A 16,101-nucleotide genomic window follows, 5' to 3' on the forward strand; every position below is an offset into this window, starting at 1 on the left:
GCGCGTTCGTTCCGCTCTCGGGGCGGTGCTCGTCCTGCACCGCGCACGGGGCTGATCGCCGTGGGAACCGGAGTGCGCCGTCACGCCGGGGACCACCTATGTCCTGTACACCTCATGGACCGTATCGGGGTTCGTCCGGGACGGAAAGCCCTTGTGCAGCAGGGAACTTCAACTTTTTCCTACCGCAGGACAAAGCCGTCACCGGGCAGGCCGGACCTGCCCGGTCGCGGATCCACCACCGGGCTCGGAGCTGGACCGATGCCTTAGTCGCCACCTCCGAAGGCCGCGTCGAAGGAGGCCGTGGGCGGATCGAAATCGAATCGCTTCAGATCGGCAAGCGCTTGTGGGGCGCCCGCCAGGCGGTCCATGCCCGCGTCCTCCCACTCCACCGAGATCGGGCCGTCGTAGCCGATCGAGCGCAGCATCCGGAAGACGTCCTCCCACGGCACATCACCGTGTCCGGCCGAGACGAAGTCCCAGCCGCGCCGCGGGTCGCCCCACGGCAGATGCGAACCGAGCCTGCCGTTGCGGCCGTCGAGGCGCTTGCGCGCCTCCTTGCAGTCCACGTGGTAGATACGGTCCCGGAAGTCGTACAGGAATCCGACCGGGTCCAGGTCCTGCCAGACGAAGTGGCTCGGGTCGAAGTTGAGCCCGAAGGCCGGCCGGTCGCCGACCGCCTCCAGCGCGCGCTTGGTGGTCCAGTAGTCGTACGCGATCTCGCTGGGATGCACTTCGTGCGCGAACCGCACGCCCTCCGCGTCGAAGACGTCGAGGATCGGGTTCCAGCGCTCGGCGAAGTCCTCGTATCCGCGCTCGATCATCCGCTCGGGCACCGGCGGGAACATCGCCAGCAGATGCCAGATGGACGATCCGGTGAAGCCGATGACGGTACGCACCCCGAAGGCGGCCGCGGCCCGCGCGGTGTCCTTGATCTCGGCGGCTGCCCGCTGCCGTACACCCTCCCCCTCGCCGTCGCCCCAGATGCGGGCGGGCAGGATCGCCTCGTGGCGTTCGTCGATGATGCTGTCGCAGACCGCCTGACCGACCAGATGGTTGGAGATCGCCCAGCACGTGAGGCCGTACTTCTCGAGCAGCTCGTGCCGCCCGTCGAGGTACGTGGGGTCGGCGAGCGCCTTGTCGACCTCGAAGTGGTCGCCCCAGCAGGCGAGTTCGAGGCCGTCGTAGCCGAAGTCGCGGGCGAGCCGGCAGACCTCCTCCAGCGGCAGATCGGCCCACTGGCCGGTGAAGAGCGTGAACGGACGTGGCATTCGGACCTCCTAGACCTGTGCCTGTACGGATGTCTGTACGGATGTCTGTGCGGATGCTGGTACGGATGTCGGTACGGGTGTGTATACGGCGCTCTTCTCCGCGCTTTCCTCCACCGCGGCGAGCACCCGCTGCACCTGCAGCCCGTCCGCGAACGACGGCGCGGGGTCGGTACCCGTGGCGATCGCCACGACCAGATCGCGCGCCTGGTGGGCGAAGGTGTGCTCGTAGCCGAGCGCGTGGCCGGGCGGCCACCACGCCTCCAGATAGGGATGCTCCGACTCGGTGATGAGGATCCGCCGGAAGCCGGATGAGGCGGCGGGCTCGGTGTGGTCGTGGAAGGACAGCTCGTTGAGCCGCTCCAGGTCGAAGGCCAACGACCCCTGCTCGCCGTTGATTTCGAGCCGCAGCGCGTTCTTGCGGCCGGACGCCATCCGGGTGGCCTCGAAGGAAGCGAGCGCACCCGACGCGAGCCGCCCGGTGAACACGGCCGCGTCGTCGACGGTGACCGGGCCTCGCTCGGCGCCGCCCGAGGCGGAGAGACCGGCCGAAGCGCCGGCGAGCAGCGGACGCTCCCGTACGAAGGTCTCCGAGAGCGCCGATACCCCGACCAGCGGCTCCCCCGCCAGATACTGCGCCAGGTCCACGATGTGCGCGCCCAGATCGCCCAGCGCGCCCGAGCCCGCGTGCTCGCGCTTGAGCCGCCAGGTGAGGGGGAACTGAGGGTCGACCAGCCAGTCCTGGAGATAGGTGAAGCGCACATGCCGCAGGGTGCCGAGCCTGCCATCGGCGATCAGCCGGCGCGCGTAAGCGATAGCGGGCACCCGACGGTAGTTGAAGCCGACCATCGCCAGCTGACCGCGTTCCCTGGCGCGTTCTGCCGCCGTGACCATCGCCTCGGCCTCGGCGACGGAGTTGGCCAGCGGCTTCTCGCACAGGACGTGCTTGCCCGCCTCCAGTGCCGCGATCGCGATCTCCGCATGGCTGTCACCCGGTGTGCAGATGTCGACGAGCTGCACATCGTCGCGGGTCACGAGGTCGCGCCAGTCGGTCTCCGCCGCAGCCCAGCCGTGTCTGTCGGCCGCGGCCCGCACGGCTGCCTCGTCACGGCCGCCGATCGCGGCGAGGACCGGCCGCAGCGGCAGGTCGAAGACGCGTCCGACGGTGCGCCACCCCTGTGAGTGGGCGGCGCCCATGAACGCGTATCCGACCATGCCGACGCCAAGTGTCGGCACAGCGGCCTCACTGTCCCTCTGTTCCATACGGGTTCCTCCTCGTCGGTCTGCTCGGTGGGGGCGGGCGCGCCGGTCAGCTGAAGCCGGTGGGCAGGTACTCGTCGACGTTCTCCTTGGTCACGACGGCCGAGTAGAGGGTGATCGAGGCGGGGATCTCCAGCTCCGACATCCCGCTGACGCCCTTGCCCTGCCCGAGCGCGCGGGCGAGATCGATGGCGGAGGCAGCCATGGTCGGCGGGTAGAGGACGGTCGCCTTCAGGACGCTGTTGTCGGCCTTGATGGCGTCCATCGCGGACTTTGCTCCGGCGCCGCCGACCATCAGGAAGTCCTTGCGGCCGGCCTGTGCGATGGCGCGCAGCGCGCCCACGCCCTGGTCGTCGTCGTGGTTCCACAGCGCGTCGAACTGGCTCTGCGCCTGGAGGAGTTGAGCCATCTTCGCCTGGCCGGACTCCACGGTGAAGTCGGCAGCCTGGCGGGCCACCTTCTTGATGTTGGGGTAGTTCTTCAGGGCGTCGTCGAAGCCCTGGGTGCGCTGCTTGGTGAGCTCCAGATTGTCGAGCCCGGCCAGTTCGATGACCTTGGCGTTCGGCTTGTTCTTGAGCTGCTCGCCGATGTAGTTGCCCGCGTTGAGGCCCATGCCGTAGTTGTCGCCGCCGATCCAGCAGCGGTACGCCTGCGGGGAGGCGAAGATCCGGTCCAGGTTGATGACGGGGATGCCCGCCTTCATGGCCTGCAGGCCCACCTGGGTCAGCGCCTTTCCGTCGGCGGGCAGGATGACGAGTACGTCGACCTTCTTGTTGATCAGCGTCTGGACCTGGCCGATCTGGGCGGCGGTGTCGTTCGAGCCCTCGGTGATCTCCAGGGTCACCTCGGAGTACTTCTTGGCGCGCGACTTGGCGTTCTCGTTGATGGCGTTGAGCCAGCCGTGGTCGGCCTGGGGTCCGGCGAAGCCGATGGTGACGGCCTTGCCGGGCTTGTCGTCGGCGGCCGGGGCATTGTTGGTGGCCGCCTCCGACTTCTTGGGCTCGTTGCTGGTGCAGGCGGTCAGCAGCGCGCCGGCCGAGACGGCGGCGGTGCCGAAGAGCAGGCCTCTGCGGCTCGTGGACGGGATTTCTGGCATGACGGATCAACCCTTCAGCTGGGCGGTTCGACAGATGGGGAAGTGGAGGGAGGAGCGGGGGTGGGGCGGGGGTCAGGCCTCGCCGCCGCGCAACGTTCGGTGCTGGACCAGGACGGCGGCGACGATGATCGCGCCCTTGGCGATCTGCTGGACGGCGCTCTCAAGGTTGTTGAGGGCGAAGATGTTGGTGATGGTGGTGAAGACGAGGACGCCGAGGACCGATCCGACGATGGTGCCCCGGCCGCCGCTGAGCAGGGTGCCGCCGATGATCGCCGCGGCGATGGCGTCGAGTTCGTAGAGATTGCCGTTGGTGTTCTGACCCGAGCCGGCCAGCACGATCAGCATGAAGGCGGCGATTCCGCAGCACAGTCCGGAGAGCAGATACAGATAGAGCCGCTGGCGCCGTACGTCGATGCCGGCGAGGCGGGCGGCTTCCGCGTTGCCGCCGACCGCGACGGTCCGCCGCCCGAAGGTCGTACGGTTCAGCAGCAGCCAGCCGATGACCGTGACCGCCGCGAAGACCAGCACCAGCGGCGGGATTCCGAGGATGTACGCGTCCTTGATGCCCAGGTCCAGTACGGAGTTCACGGTGACCATCTGGGTCTTGCCGTCCGTGATCTGCAGGGCGAGTCCGCGGGCGGACGCCAGCATGGCGAGGGTCGCGATGAACGGCACCATCCCGCCGTACGCGATGAGCAGTCCGTTCACCAGACCGCAGCCCAGTCCGACGATCACCGCGGTGAAGAGGATGCCCGCGAAGCCGTACTCCTGTGTGGCCACCGTCGTCGCCCATACCGAGGCCAGCGCCACCATCGCGCCGACCGACAGGTCGATGCCGCCGCTGGTGATCACGAAGGTCATGCCGACGGTGACGACGCCGATGATGGAGGCCTGGGTGAGGACGAGCTGAAGATTGCTGATGGCGAGGAATTCATCGGGCTTGGTGATGCCGCCGACCGCGATCAGTACGGCGAGGACGCCGAGCAGCGAGAGATTGCGGACGTCGGCCCGCAATCCGGGCGGGCGACGCCAACCTCTGCCTGCCGGTGCGGACTTGGCGGTGGGTATCGGCGCGTCCTGCCGCGCCGGAGAGGCTGGCTGCGTCATGCCGTCGGGCTCCCTTCCATCACAAGGTCGAGTACGCGGTGCTCGTCGAGCTCCCGGGCGTCGGCCGTGTGCACGACGCTGCCCTCGCGGAGCACCAGCACCCGGTCGGCGAGGCCCAGCACTTCGGGCACTTCGCTGGATACGAGAAGTACGGCGAGGCCTTCGTCGGCCAGCCGGCGGATCACGGCGTACAGCTCGGCGCGGGCGCCGACGTCGACCCCGCGGGTGGGCTCGTCCAGGAGCAGCACCCGGCAGCCGCGCAGCAGCCAGCGGGCGAGCACGGCCTTTTGCTGGTTGCCGCCGGAGAGGGTGCGGATGCGTGCGTCGGGGTTGTCGGGGCGCAGCGAGAGTTCCCTGGTCGCACGCTGTGCGGCGGTGCGCTCCTGGCGGCGGTCGAGCCAGCCGCCGCGGGAGAAGCGGGAGAGGCAGGAGACGGAGACATTGCGGGTGACGGACTCCAGCATCAGCAGCCCCTGCGCCTTGCGCTCCTCGGGGGCGAGTCCGACTCCGGCGCGGACGGCCGAGCGGACGCTGCCGGGGCGCAGCGGACTGCCGTCGACGAGTACGCGTCCGGCGCTGGGCTTGCGGGCGCCGTAGATCGTCTCCAGGATCTCGGAGCGTCCGGAGCCGACGAGTCCGGCGAGCCCGGCGATCTCACCGGGGCGCAGTTCCAGGTCGACGGGCGCGAACTCCCCTTCTCTGGCGAGCCCTTCGACCCGCAGCACCGGTTGCTGGTCCGCCGCGCGGGCCGGGTCGGGCCGATCGGGGAAGACGTACTCGACATTCCGTCCGGTCATCATGGCAACGATGTCGCGGGTGGGAGTGTCGCGTGCGGGCAGGCCGACGGCGACCGCCCGGCCGTCCTTGAGCACGGTCACCCGGTCGCCGATGCGGCGGATCTCTTCGAGCCGGTGGGAGATGTAGACGACGGCGACGCCCTCGGCGGTCAGATTGCCGACGATACGGAACAGGTTGTCGACTTCGTCGGGGTCGAGGGCGGCGGATGGCTCGTCCATCACGATGAGCCGTACCTCGTGGGAGAGCGCCCGGGCCATGGAGACGATCTGCTGCTGGGCGGCGGAGAGGTCCCCGACGTGGTGGGACGGGTCGATCTCCGGGTGCCCAAGTCGCTTGAGGATCATGGCAGTTGTCGAACGGGCTTCTTTGCCGCGTACGACGAAACCGGCCGAGGCCGGCTCGTGCCCGAGGAAGACGTTCTCGGCGACGGACAGTCCTTCGACCAGGTCGAGTTCCTGGTAGATGGTGGCGATGCCGAGGCGCATGGCGGCGATGGGCGATTTGAGGGCTACCGCGTCGCCGCGCCAGGTGATCTCTCCGGTGTCGGGCTGATGGGCTCCGGCGAGCACCTTGATCAGGGTGGATTTGCCGGCGCCGTTCTGGCCGAGGAGACAGTGGACCTCGCCGGCCTGGACCTCGAGGTCCACACCGTCGAGGGCGCGGACGCCCGGGAACGACTTGGTGATGCCGGACATCGTGAGCAGGGGTGGTTCTGGTGCCATGACGAATCCCCTCGGCGGGTGCGGCCGGTGAGCGGGCAGGGCGCTGTGCTGTGCTGTTGCGGGTGGAGCTCACGCCTTGCGGCGCGCCTGGCGTGGTGCGATCGTCCGGCCCGGTGTGTCAGGCCGGCGAGAACAGGTGGTCGCTGATGAGCCTGGCCGCGCCGATCACTCCGGCGGTCGGCCCCAACTCGCCCAGCACGATGGGGAGATTGCCGGTCGCGAGCGGCAGCGACTGGCGGTAGACCTGAGTGCGTACGCTCGCCAGCAGCGTGTGGCCGAGGCCGGTCACCCCGCCGCCGATCACCACAAGACCGGGGTTGAAGAAGCTGACCAGTCCGGCGATGACCTGGCCGACGCGGTTGCCGCCCTCGCGGATGAGGTCGAGCGAGGTGGCGTCGCCAGCGGCGGCAGCGGCCGCGACATCCGCGGCCGTGAGCCGTCCCGCCGTCTCCAGCCGGGCGGCGAGCTCCTCCGACCGGCCGGTGCGGGCCGCGTCCTCTGCGTCGCGGGCCAGCGCGGCACCGCTGAAGTGGGCTTCCAGGCAGCCCTTGTTGCCGCAGGCGCAGGCGCGGCCGTCCGGTTCGACCTGGATATGGCCGATGTCGCCGGCGCTGCCCGTCGTACCGCGGTAGACCTCACCGCCGACGACGATGCCGCAGCCGATGCCCGTACCGATCTTGATGCAGAGGAAGTCGCCGACGGAGCGCGCGACGCCCGCGTGCTGTTCCCCCATCGCCATCAGGTTCACATCGTTGTCGACCATGACCGGGCAGCCCAGGTCCTGGCTGAGCGCCTCACGCACCGGGAAGCCGTCCCAGCCGGGCATGATCGGCGGCGCGACCGGCACGCCTTCGGGGTAGCGGACCGGGCCGGGGACGCCGATGCCGGCGCCGTCGAAGCCTTCGGCGAGTCCGGAGGCCCTGAGCTTGGCCGCCATCGACAGCACCTGCTCGAAGACGGCGACCGGGCCCTCGCGTACGTCCATGGGGTGGTTGAGGTGGCCGAGCACTTCCAGCTCGGCGTTGGTGACGGCCACGTCGATCGAGGTGGCGCCGATGTCGACGCCGAGGAAGCGCAGCGCGGGGGCGAGGCGGATGTTGTGGGAGCGCCGCCCGCCGCGCGAGGCGGCAAGGCCGTCCGCGACCACGAGCCCGGTCTCAAGGAGCCGGTCGACCTCCACCGCGAGCTTGGAACGGGACAGGTCCACCTGATCGCCCAGTTGGGCACGGGAGTTGGGCCCACCGTCGCGCAACAGCCTGAGCAGTCGCGCCTGGTGCGCGTTCGCGGGTCGAGCGGTCATGCGTCTCACGTGCCCCTCCCCGCCATTCCAGGCCGTCTTCCGTCGGGCTTTCGAGGGGAACGTAGCAGCGCTTTCCCCGAGTGGGAAGAACTTGCGCAGTGTTCCGGCACAACTTTCTCCACACCCGGGACAAAGGTCTTTCCCTGCCCGCCCGTTCCCGTGGCTGGGGGCAAGCCCCAGACCCCCGTACGCGCTTCTGGGGGTCCCCCCACGCCCACCGGGCGTGGGGGGGAGTGTCCTCAATCGCCGGACGGGCTTGGATTTCCGCCGGACCGGCGGAAATCCAGCCCCCCGTGGGGGTCCCCCGGACGAAGTCTGGGGGAGATTGAGGCGCGGGGTCCGGGGCGGAGCCCCGGTTAAGGCTGCTCGCGCTGGTGGTAGGTCTTGCGGGTGTGCTCCGTATGCGCCCGCATGACCTCCGACGCCCGCTGCTCGTCGCGGGCCGAGATCGCCGCGATCAGCTCCCGGTGCTCGATCCACGACTGGCGGCCGCGCTGTCGCGCGACGGGCGTGTAGTACCAGCGCACCCGGCGGTCCACCTGTGCCGCCAACTCGGCGAGTACGACGTTCCCGGCGAGCTCCATCACCTTGGCGTGGAAGGCGGCATTGGTGGCCACAGCCAGGTCGACGTCGTCGTCCGCGACAGCCTGTTCGCCCTGTGCGCACAGCTCTTCGAGCGAGGCGATGCCCGCGGAGCCGGAGTTCGCCGCGGCGAGCCGGGCGGCCTCTGCCTCGAGCAGCGTACGGACCGAGAGCAGTTGGTCCGCCTCCGCCTCGGTCGGCTCATGGACGAACGCGCCCTGTGCCGGGCGCAGATCGACCCATCCCTCGGTGTTCAGCCGTTGCAGCGCCTCACGCACGGGCTGGCGGGACACCCCGAGATGGCCGGCGAGTTCGCTCTCGACCAGGTGCTGGCCGGGGCGCAGTGCGCGGGTCGTGATCAGTTCGAGCAGCGCCTCGTAGACCCGCTCACGCAGCGGACCGGGGCGTTCCAGCTTGGGCACGGTTCCCTGCGGCAGTCCTGCGGACAACATCACGGTCCCCCTCCTGGCCGGCAACGGTGAGCGACAATTGGCTATCGTCTACAGTCTACCGAGCGCAATCCCCCAACAGACCGAGATCCGCGTCACCTTCGGCCGGAATCGAGCAGCTCCGCCAGCCGGTCGAGGAAGACCCGCTGCCCCGTCACCAGCTTCTCCCTCGCCTCCGCCACGGAGATCCACTCGGCACGGTCGATCTCGGGGAACTCCTGCGTCCGGCCCGAGCCCCTCGGCCACTCCATGGCGAAGGTGCCCGGCACCACCAGGCCCGTGTCGAGGTCGCCGTCGAGCGCCCAGACGGTGACGATCTTGCCGCCGCCCTGCCGTGCCTCGCCGAGAGGCAGCCAGTCCCCGTCGGGCGGCGGGACACCGAGCTCCTCCACGAACTCCCGCCGGGCGGCGGCCGTCGGCTCCTCGTCCGGGGTGTACTCACCCTTCGGCACTGACCAGGACCCGTCGTCGCGGGACTGCCAGAACGGCCCTCCCATATGGCCGATGAGCACCTCGGTGTCCGTACCGCGCCTGCGGAACAGCAACAGGCCGGCGCTTCGCTTAGCTGCCATGCGGTTCAGTCTGCCCCGGCGGCCGCACCGCCGCCCTCAGGGGCAGCGGACGACCTGCCCCGCGTACGAGAGATTGCCGCCGAAGCCGAAGAGCAGCACCGGATCGCCCGACTCGATCTCGCCGCGCTCGACCAGCTTGGAGAGCGCCATCGGGATCGAGGCGGCCGAGGTGTTGCCGGAATGCACCACATCGCGGGCGATCACGGCGTTCACCGCGCCGATCTTCTGGGCGACGGGCTCGATGATCCGCAGATTCGCCTGGTGCAGGACGACCGCGGCGAGTTCCTCGGGGGTGACGCCCGCGCGCTCGCAGACCTTGCGGGCGATGGGCGGCAGCTGGGTGGTGGCCCAGCGGTAGACGGACTGGCCCTCCTGCGCGAAGCGGGGCGGGGTGCCCTCGATCCGTACGGCATGGCCCATCTCCGGGACCGAGCCCCACAGGACGGGGCCGATCTCGCCGTCCGAGCCGGGACCGGTCGCCTCGATGACCGCGGCGCCCGCCCCGTCGCCGACGAGCACACAGGTGGTGCGGTCGGTCCAGTCGGTGACCTCGGCCATCTTGTCGGCGCCGATGACCAGGGCACGGGCCGCGGCTCCGGCCCGTACGGCGTGGTCGGCCGTGGCGAGGGCGTGCGTGAAGCCCGCGCAGACGACATTGAGGTCCATGACGGCGGGCGAGCCCATGCCGAGACGGGCCGCGACGCGCGCCGCCGTGTTGGGCGAGCGGTCGATCGCGGTGGAGGTGGCGACCAGGACGAGATCGATGTCGTCGGGCGCCAGTCCCGCGGAGGCGAGCGCCTTCGCGCCGGCGTGCCCGGCCAGCTCGTCGACCGGCTCGTCGGGTCCGGCCACATGCCGGGTCTCGATCCCGACGCGGCTGCGGATCCACTCGTCGCTGGTGTCGACCATGGCGGCCAGGTCGTCATTGGTGAGCACCTTGGCGGGCTGGTAGTGCCCGAGCGCGACGATGCGTGAGCCGGTCATATGCGGTTCCCCCTCGATGCGGACAGTGGAATTACCCAGTCTTGGCTGCTACCACCCGGTACGACGGCATGTGATCCCACAGGTTCGGGGGCCGGACTTTGGAGCTTTCCCGAAGGATGTGACGACCCTTGACCCCCCGAAAGGCATACTGTAGACAATATTCTGTCGACTTAACCCAGGTGTCACCTCCCACCGTCCCGCCCTCGCTCGGTCGCTCAACCGAACGGAGAGCCCCGTGAAAGTCGCAGTTGTCGGCGCCGGTGCCATCGGCCCATATGTCGACGCCGCGCTCCATCGCGCCGGCGCCGAGGTCCATCTCATCGCCCGCGGCCCGCACCTGGCGGCCATGCGCCGCGACGGCGTGCGGGTGCTCAGCCCGCGCGGCGACTTCACCGCGCGGCCGGCCGCCACCGACGACCCGGCCTCGGTCGGGCCCGTCGACTATGTCTTCCTCGGTCTGAAGGCCAATTCCTATGCGGCGTCGGGCCCATTGGTGCATCCGCTGCTGCACGACCGTACGGCCGTCATCGCCGCGCAGAACGGCATCCCCTGGTGGTATTTCCACGGCCTGCCCGGACCGTACACCGGACGCCGCATCGAGAGTGTCGACCCGGGCGGCGCGGTCAGCGCGACACTGCCGCCCGAGCGCGCCATCGGGTGTGTCGTCTACGCCGCCACCGAGCTCGAATCCCCCGGTGTCGTACGCCACTTGGAAGGCACCCGGTTCTCCATCGGCGATCCGGACCTGACCGTGTCGCGGCGCTGTCTCGACTTCAGCGAGGCGATGGTGGCGGGCGGGCTCAAGTGCCCCGTCGAGCCCGACCTGCGCAACGACATCTGGATCAAGCTGCTCGGCAATATCTCCTTCAACCCGATCAGCGCGCTCTCGCGGGCCACGATGGCGCAGATCTGCCGCCACCGGGACACAAAGGCGCTGGTCGAGACGATGATGCGCGAGACGCTCGAGGTCGCGGCCGCGGTCGGCTGTCGTCCCAAGATCTCCGTGGAGCGGCGCATCGCCGGCGCCGAGCGGGTCGGCGACCACAAGACCTCCACCCTCCAGGACCTGGAGAAGGGGAAGCCGCTCGAACTGGACGTGCTGCTCGCGGCCGTCGTCGAGCTGGCCGCTCTGACGAGGACTCCCGTACCGAAGCTGTGCGCCGTGCACGCGCTCGCCGATCTGCTCGCGACGACCACCACCGCGACCGCGTCGCCAGGGACCACCGCAGCATGAGTCTGCCTGTGCAGGAGAATGAAGTCGTCAAGGGTCGCTTCGGCTTCCAACACGTACAGAATCGGAATTGATCGCCATGGGACGGGTCACCGAGCGCCGCCGCACCATCCGCATCAGGGACGGGGCGGTGTCGACCCGTCCCGACACCCTTGTGGCCGAGGAGCCGCTCGAGATCCGCCTCAACGGCAAGCCGCTCGCCATCACCATGCGCACCCCGGGCGACGACTTCGCGCTCGCGGCGGGCTTCCTCGTCAGCGAGGGCGTGATCGGCGCGGCCGCCGAGGTGCGGAACATCGTGTACTGCGCGGGGGCCACGGACGACGGGTCGAACACCTACAACGTGGTGGACGTGCAGCTGGCGCCCGGCGTGCCCGTCCCCGACATCACGCTCGAGCGCAACGTCTACACCACGTCCTCGTGCGGGCTGTGCGGCAAGGCCAGCCTCGACGCCGTACGCACCACCACCCGCTTCCCGATCGCCGACACTCCCCCGGTCCGCGTCGAGCCCGCCCTGCTCGCCCGCCTCCCCGACCGGCTGCGGGCGGCACAGCGGGTCTTCGACCGGACCGGGGGGCTGCATGCGGCCGCGCTGTTCTCCGAGGAGGGCGAGCTGCTCGACATCCGGGAGGACGTCGGCCGGCACAACGCGGTCGACAAGCTGGTCGGCCTGGCGCTCCAGGACAGCCGGCTGCCGCTGTCCCGGGTGATCCTGCTGGTCTCGGGACGGGCGTCGTTCGAGCTGGCACAGAAGGCGGTGATGGCCGGAATCCCCGTGCTGGCCGCGGTTTCCGCGCCGTCATCGCTCGCCGTGGACCTGGCTGCCGAGACGGGTCTGACCCTGGTCGGCTTTCTGCGCGGCGCCAATATGAACGTGTACGCGGGCGACGAGCGCATCGCCCTGAGCACCGGGGTCTGAAGCGCGACCGCTGCACGGGATACGGCCCGGCCGGCGGGGAGCGCCCCCTGCGCCGGCCGGGCCCCTCCGTGACAGGTCAGCGGACCACGTCCACGAAGACCGGGTTGGTGTAACACCACGTGTCCAGCCACGCATCGCCGTTGCCCGGCTCGTGCGGAATCGGTCCGTGCGGGTCGATCGCAGCGCCGAGGAATCCGGGACCGTTGCGCTTGCCGTCGCTGCCGCGCAGCCGCAGGTAGAAGGACTCCTCGGCCCTGCCCACCGGAATGCGCAGCGTGTACCGGCCCGTGCGGCCCTGGACATCGGCCGTGTGCACGACCTTGGTGTCGGGTGCGCGCCACTCGTCACGGTCGGCGGCCGGGCCGCACACCGCGCCGCGGATCACGTCGAGGTGGGCGAGGCGCGGCACTTCACCGTGATGGTTGGGGCGGGATGCGGTGGTGACGGTGACGTTGAGGACGATCTTCTCGCCGCGGCGTACGCGCAGTCGGCCGCCCAGCGTCACGCCACGGCCGATGCCGTGCTCCCTGTTCACGCGTACGTCGATGCCGTCGATCAGCTGGCCGTGGTCGACCCAGACCCGGCCTGCCCGCAGTCCGGCCATCACATGCCGATAGCCGTAGCGGGTCACACCCACATGCGTACGGCTGAACTGACCCGGCCAGAAGTCGCTGCCGGGCTGCGGCTCGGTGGTGTTGACCGGGTCCGGGAGGCGGCCGGTGTTGTCGAAGTTCTGGCCCGGCAGCCAGTCGCCGTTCTTCCAGGTGTCGAAGGTGACCCGGTGTACGTCCGAGTTGGACGTGACCGAGAAGAGCTTGCCCTCGGCGAGCATGGCGTCCCACAGTCCGCCGACGGTCGCGGTCGCCCAGTCGAATCCGCCGTGAGTCAGATAGGCCTCACGCGGATAGCCGGGAAAGGAGTTCGCGGAGGGAGAGTTCTCGTAGTCGCCGCGGATGCTGGTCGGGGCGTGCCGGCCGGGCGACGCGGCGGCCTGCGCGCCGGGCGCGCCCTCCATACCGATCATGATGCCGGGGGCGGCGTCCCGCCAGGCGCGCATCTCGTGCGGGGAGTCGATGCCGAGACGCAGCGGATGGTTGGCCAGGACCAGTACGTCGTCCACATAGCCGCAACGGCGCTGCTGGTCGAGCCACTTGAGCGCCGCGACGGCATGGGCCTCGTTGCGCGGGGTGTCCGGGTGGTCCGGGCCGCCCGCGGTGTAGCCGAGGAGTTTGCCGTCGTAGGCCTCCTCGAAGCGGGTGAGCAGTTCGACCTCATGGCGTCCCGGCGGGGAGAAGACGGTGCAGTGCTCGGCGCCGGGGATGTACCACTCAAGGCCCTGGAAGATCAGCATGCGCCGGTTCTCGGCGCGGGCCTTGAGGATCTCCTCGTGCTCGGCCTGGGCGCCGCCCGCCTTGTGGTGGCCTATGTTGCTGTGCTCGGTCAGGACCATCCAGTCCAGGCCGTACCGGGAGGCGGCGGTGGCCAGTTGGGAGAAGGTGTACTTCGCGTCATGGCTGTAGACGGAGTGCACATGGTGGTCGCCGACGAGATAGGAGAGGGCGGGGTCGCCCAGGGCCGGGGTGTGCGCCTCGGCGGCGGTCGGCGCGAGAATGGCGCCGCCGGCGAACGCGGCGCCGAACAGGCCCGCGCTTCGCAGCAGTCCACGGCGCGAGAGTCCCTGCGGGTCGAGCGAGTCGGCGGGTACGTCGGGGTCCGCCCAGCGGGGCAGGGGCTGAATGGGTCTCTGGCTCGGCATGAGGTGCTTCTCCTTCTCGGCGGCGCTCGGCAGGTCAGGCGATCATGAAGTCACGTACGGGCAGAGCACGTTCGACGATGCGCACATCGCCGAGCCAGCCGTGCAGCAGCTGGTCGAGGGTGCCGCCGTACTCGTAGCCGCCCACCAGCCAGGGCAGGCCGAGGGTGGCGAGGCCGCTGGTGCGGGTGGCGGGGTTACGGGCGACCGGGCAGCCGTCGACGTACATCGTGGTGTGCTTTCCGTCGTTGACGACGGCGAGATGCCACCAGACCTCGCGCTCCAGCTCATGGCCCCAGTTGGTGACGGCTCCGGGCTGGTTGAGCGGAGCGGCCGCCCACTGCGGGCCGGGTCCGTCGGACAGGGAGAGGGTGCCGACGGGCTCTTCCGGGTCGCCTTCGGTCTTTCCGGCGGCGCCGAGTGTGCCGCGGCGGCTGAGGATCGAACCCCAGGCGTGGTGCCCGGCGTCCCAGTCGGCGGGGAGCTTGATGAACGCCTCGATGGTGTAGCCGGAGCGGAACGTCTTGGCGTTGAGCGGGGCGTTGCCCGCCGTACGCAGATAAGCGCCGCGCAGCGGGGGCTTGCCGCCGTCGAAGTAGAGGCTGCCGTGGCCCGGCTGGTCGGGGTGGTGGCTTCTCGACCAGCGCAGGGCGTCGGCCGGGGTGCCGGGGACGGTCTCCCTCGTCAGGTCGTTGCGGTTGCCCGACAGGTCGGGGACGCGGAGCGCGGCGTCGGCCGGGGAGCCGTCCTGGTGCGTGCCGTCGAAGCGCCAGTAGGCGACAGTGCCGGGAAGGAGCATCTTCGCGGCGGGGCGGGGTCCCCGGGCGGCGACGGGCGCGAATCCGGCGAAGCGCTTCTCGAAGTCGATGGGGACGGAGAAGCTGTCCTGGGGGCCGGTCATTTCGATCTCGCGGCGCTCCAGTTCGTTGAGCCCGTCGCCCGCGCGGCCGAGGATCCACGGAGAGATCGTTTCCACGTCGATGGTGTTCCTGGCGAGGTCGAAGCGGTAGAGGCGGATCATCGCGCTGCCGCCGTAGTAGCGGTTCTGGTAGTTGGTGATGTGCAGATGCACGTCGTGGCCGGCGGTGTTCGTGCGGGTGGTGCGGGCGGCGGGCCAGTAGTGGCCGTTGAGCGTGAGGAAGATCTGGTCGTGGTCGGCTATCAGCTCGTCCCACAGGTGCTTGCCGTGCGGGGAGAACTCGGCCTCGTCGCCGTACTGGTCCGCGTACACCAGTTCGTGCGTGGTCAGAACGACGGGCGTCTTCGGGTGCTTGGCGATGACGTCTCTGGCCCAGGCGCGGGAGGCCGCCGACGGCCGCCAGTCGAGGGCGAGGACCAGCCACTCGCGGCCGGCGGCGCGGAAGAGGTGATACGTGTTGTAGCCGTCGGGCGTGGCCCCGCCGAAGGTGGGCAGCCTGCTCATCCGCTGCGGGCCGAAGGCGTCCAGGTAGGGGGTGCGGCCGCGCTGGTCGTCGGTCGAGGACTTGATGTCGTGGTTGCCTGCGACGACGCTGTAGCCGACGCGCCGGCGGTCCAGGAGCTCGAAGGCCTCGCTCAGTGGTCCGAATTCGCGCGGCTGCCCGTTCTCGGTGAGATCGCCGAGATGGGACAGGAAAACGATGTTCTCTTCGCGCCCGTGGTCGAGTATGTAGCGCAGGGAGGCCTCGACGGGCGCGGAGTTGATGCTGGCGCCGTCGAAGAGGTACTGGGTGTCCGGCATGACGACGAGCGTGAATCTGGGACTGTCTGGGTCGGGACGCCAACTGGCAACGTTGTCAGCGGACTTCTGCTGCGGCAGGGCCGCGGCGGGCGCCGCGGTGGCCAGTCCCCCGGCGGCGGCTGCGGCAGCGGTGGCCGCGCCCGTGAGTCCGGTGGCACGCAGGAACGTACGACGGCTTGCGGCGGGTGCGAGGGGGCCGTCGGGCTGGTGGAGCGGACTGCACATGGACGTCTCCGCGGTGCGTTCGTCGGGGTGAACGTGTGCACGGTAGGCGAGGGTCCGGGGCGCGACGGGGCCGGGTCGGCGACGTCCGGGCAAAGAAACCATGAATGACTCACCCCGC

Annotated in this window: 13 protein-coding genes; 2 read left to right on the forward strand and 11 right to left on the reverse strand. The window is 70.0% G+C overall.

All coding sequences use genetic code 11. From position 1 onward, the window contains the following. Nucleotides 1-263: 263 nt before the first annotated feature. From QFZ67_RS06680 to QFZ67_RS06720, 9 genes are all read right to left on the reverse strand, one after another. Nucleotides 264-1,268, reverse strand: a complete 1,005-nt coding sequence (locus QFZ67_RS06680; RefSeq protein ID WP_307660166.1) for a sugar phosphate isomerase/epimerase — start codon at nt 1,266-1,268, stop codon at nt 264-266. A 9-nt stretch (nt 1,269-1,277) separates the two neighbouring features. Continuing rightward, nucleotides 1,278-2,528, reverse strand: coding sequence for a Gfo/Idh/MocA family protein (locus tag QFZ67_RS06685; RefSeq protein WP_307660167.1), 1,251 nt, complete (start codon nt 2,526-2,528; stop codon nt 1,278-1,280). Nucleotides 2,529-2,574: 46 nt separating this feature from the next. Continuing rightward, entirely contained in the window at nt 2,575-3,621 is a 1,047-nt protein-coding gene (locus tag QFZ67_RS06690) for a substrate-binding domain-containing protein (RefSeq protein ID WP_307660168.1), read from the reverse strand. A 72-nt stretch (nt 3,622-3,693) separates the two neighbouring features. Then, complete coding sequence (locus QFZ67_RS06695; protein ID WP_307660169.1) at nt 3,694-4,728, reverse strand: ABC transporter permease; 1,035 nt, start codon at nt 4,726-4,728, stop codon at nt 3,694-3,696. Next, nucleotides 4,725-6,248 (reverse strand): sugar ABC transporter ATP-binding protein, encoded by a 1,524-nt coding sequence (locus QFZ67_RS06700; RefSeq protein WP_307660170.1) that lies wholly within the window; start codon nt 6,246-6,248, stop codon nt 4,725-4,727. The genes QFZ67_RS06695 and QFZ67_RS06700 overlap by 4 nt, the downstream gene beginning before the upstream one ends. 118 nt (nt 6,249-6,366) lie before the next feature. Then, nucleotides 6,367-7,548 carry an ROK family transcriptional regulator gene (locus tag QFZ67_RS06705; RefSeq protein WP_307660171.1) on the reverse strand — a complete coding sequence of 394 codons (1,182 nt, stop codon included), beginning with the start codon at nt 7,546-7,548 and terminating at the stop codon, nt 6,367-6,369. 356 nt (nt 7,549-7,904) lie between these two features. After that, entirely contained in the window at nt 7,905-8,582 is a 678-nt protein-coding gene (locus QFZ67_RS06710) for a GntR family transcriptional regulator (RefSeq protein WP_307665750.1), read from the reverse strand. Nucleotides 8,583-8,674: 92 nt separating this feature from the next. Further along, nucleotides 8,675-9,151, reverse strand: a complete 477-nt coding sequence (locus QFZ67_RS06715; protein WP_307660172.1) for an NUDIX domain-containing protein — start codon at nt 9,149-9,151, stop codon at nt 8,675-8,677. A 36-nt stretch (nt 9,152-9,187) separates the two neighbouring features. Beyond that, nucleotides 9,188-10,135, reverse strand: a complete 948-nt coding sequence (locus tag QFZ67_RS06720) for a beta-ketoacyl-ACP synthase III (RefSeq protein WP_307660173.1) — start codon at nt 10,133-10,135, stop codon at nt 9,188-9,190. Between the two features lie 235 nt (nt 10,136-10,370). Here QFZ67_RS06720 and QFZ67_RS06725 point away from each other — a divergent pair, with 235 nt between their 5' ends. Both QFZ67_RS06725 and fdhD read left to right on the forward strand, forming a co-directional pair. Further along, on the forward strand, nt 10,371-11,369 hold the full coding sequence (locus QFZ67_RS06725; RefSeq protein ID WP_307660174.1) for a 2-dehydropantoate 2-reductase: 999 nt from the start codon (nt 10,371-10,373) through the stop codon (nt 11,367-11,369). 76 nt (nt 11,370-11,445) lie between these two features. Then, complete coding sequence (fdhD, locus tag QFZ67_RS06730) at nt 11,446-12,285, forward strand: formate dehydrogenase accessory sulfurtransferase FdhD (protein ID WP_307665751.1); 840 nt, start codon at nt 11,446-11,448, stop codon at nt 12,283-12,285. 76 nt (nt 12,286-12,361) lie between these two features. On the opposite strand, the gene QFZ67_RS06735 is transcribed toward fdhD, so the two are convergent. Both QFZ67_RS06735 and QFZ67_RS06740 read right to left on the reverse strand, forming a co-directional pair. After that, on the reverse strand, nt 12,362-14,041 hold the full coding sequence (locus QFZ67_RS06735) for a PHP domain-containing protein (RefSeq protein WP_307660175.1): 1,680 nt from the start codon (nt 14,039-14,041) through the stop codon (nt 12,362-12,364). Between the two features lie 34 nt (nt 14,042-14,075). Beyond that, complete coding sequence (locus QFZ67_RS06740; RefSeq protein ID WP_307660176.1) at nt 14,076-15,983, reverse strand: LamG-like jellyroll fold domain-containing protein; 1,908 nt, start codon at nt 15,981-15,983, stop codon at nt 14,076-14,078. Nucleotides 15,984-16,101 lie beyond the last annotated feature (118 nt).

It is taken from the genome of Streptomyces sp. V1I1 (assembly GCF_030817355.1).
In the GTDB taxonomy this organism is placed as follows: Bacteria; Actinomycetota; Actinomycetes; order Streptomycetales; family Streptomycetaceae; genus Streptomyces.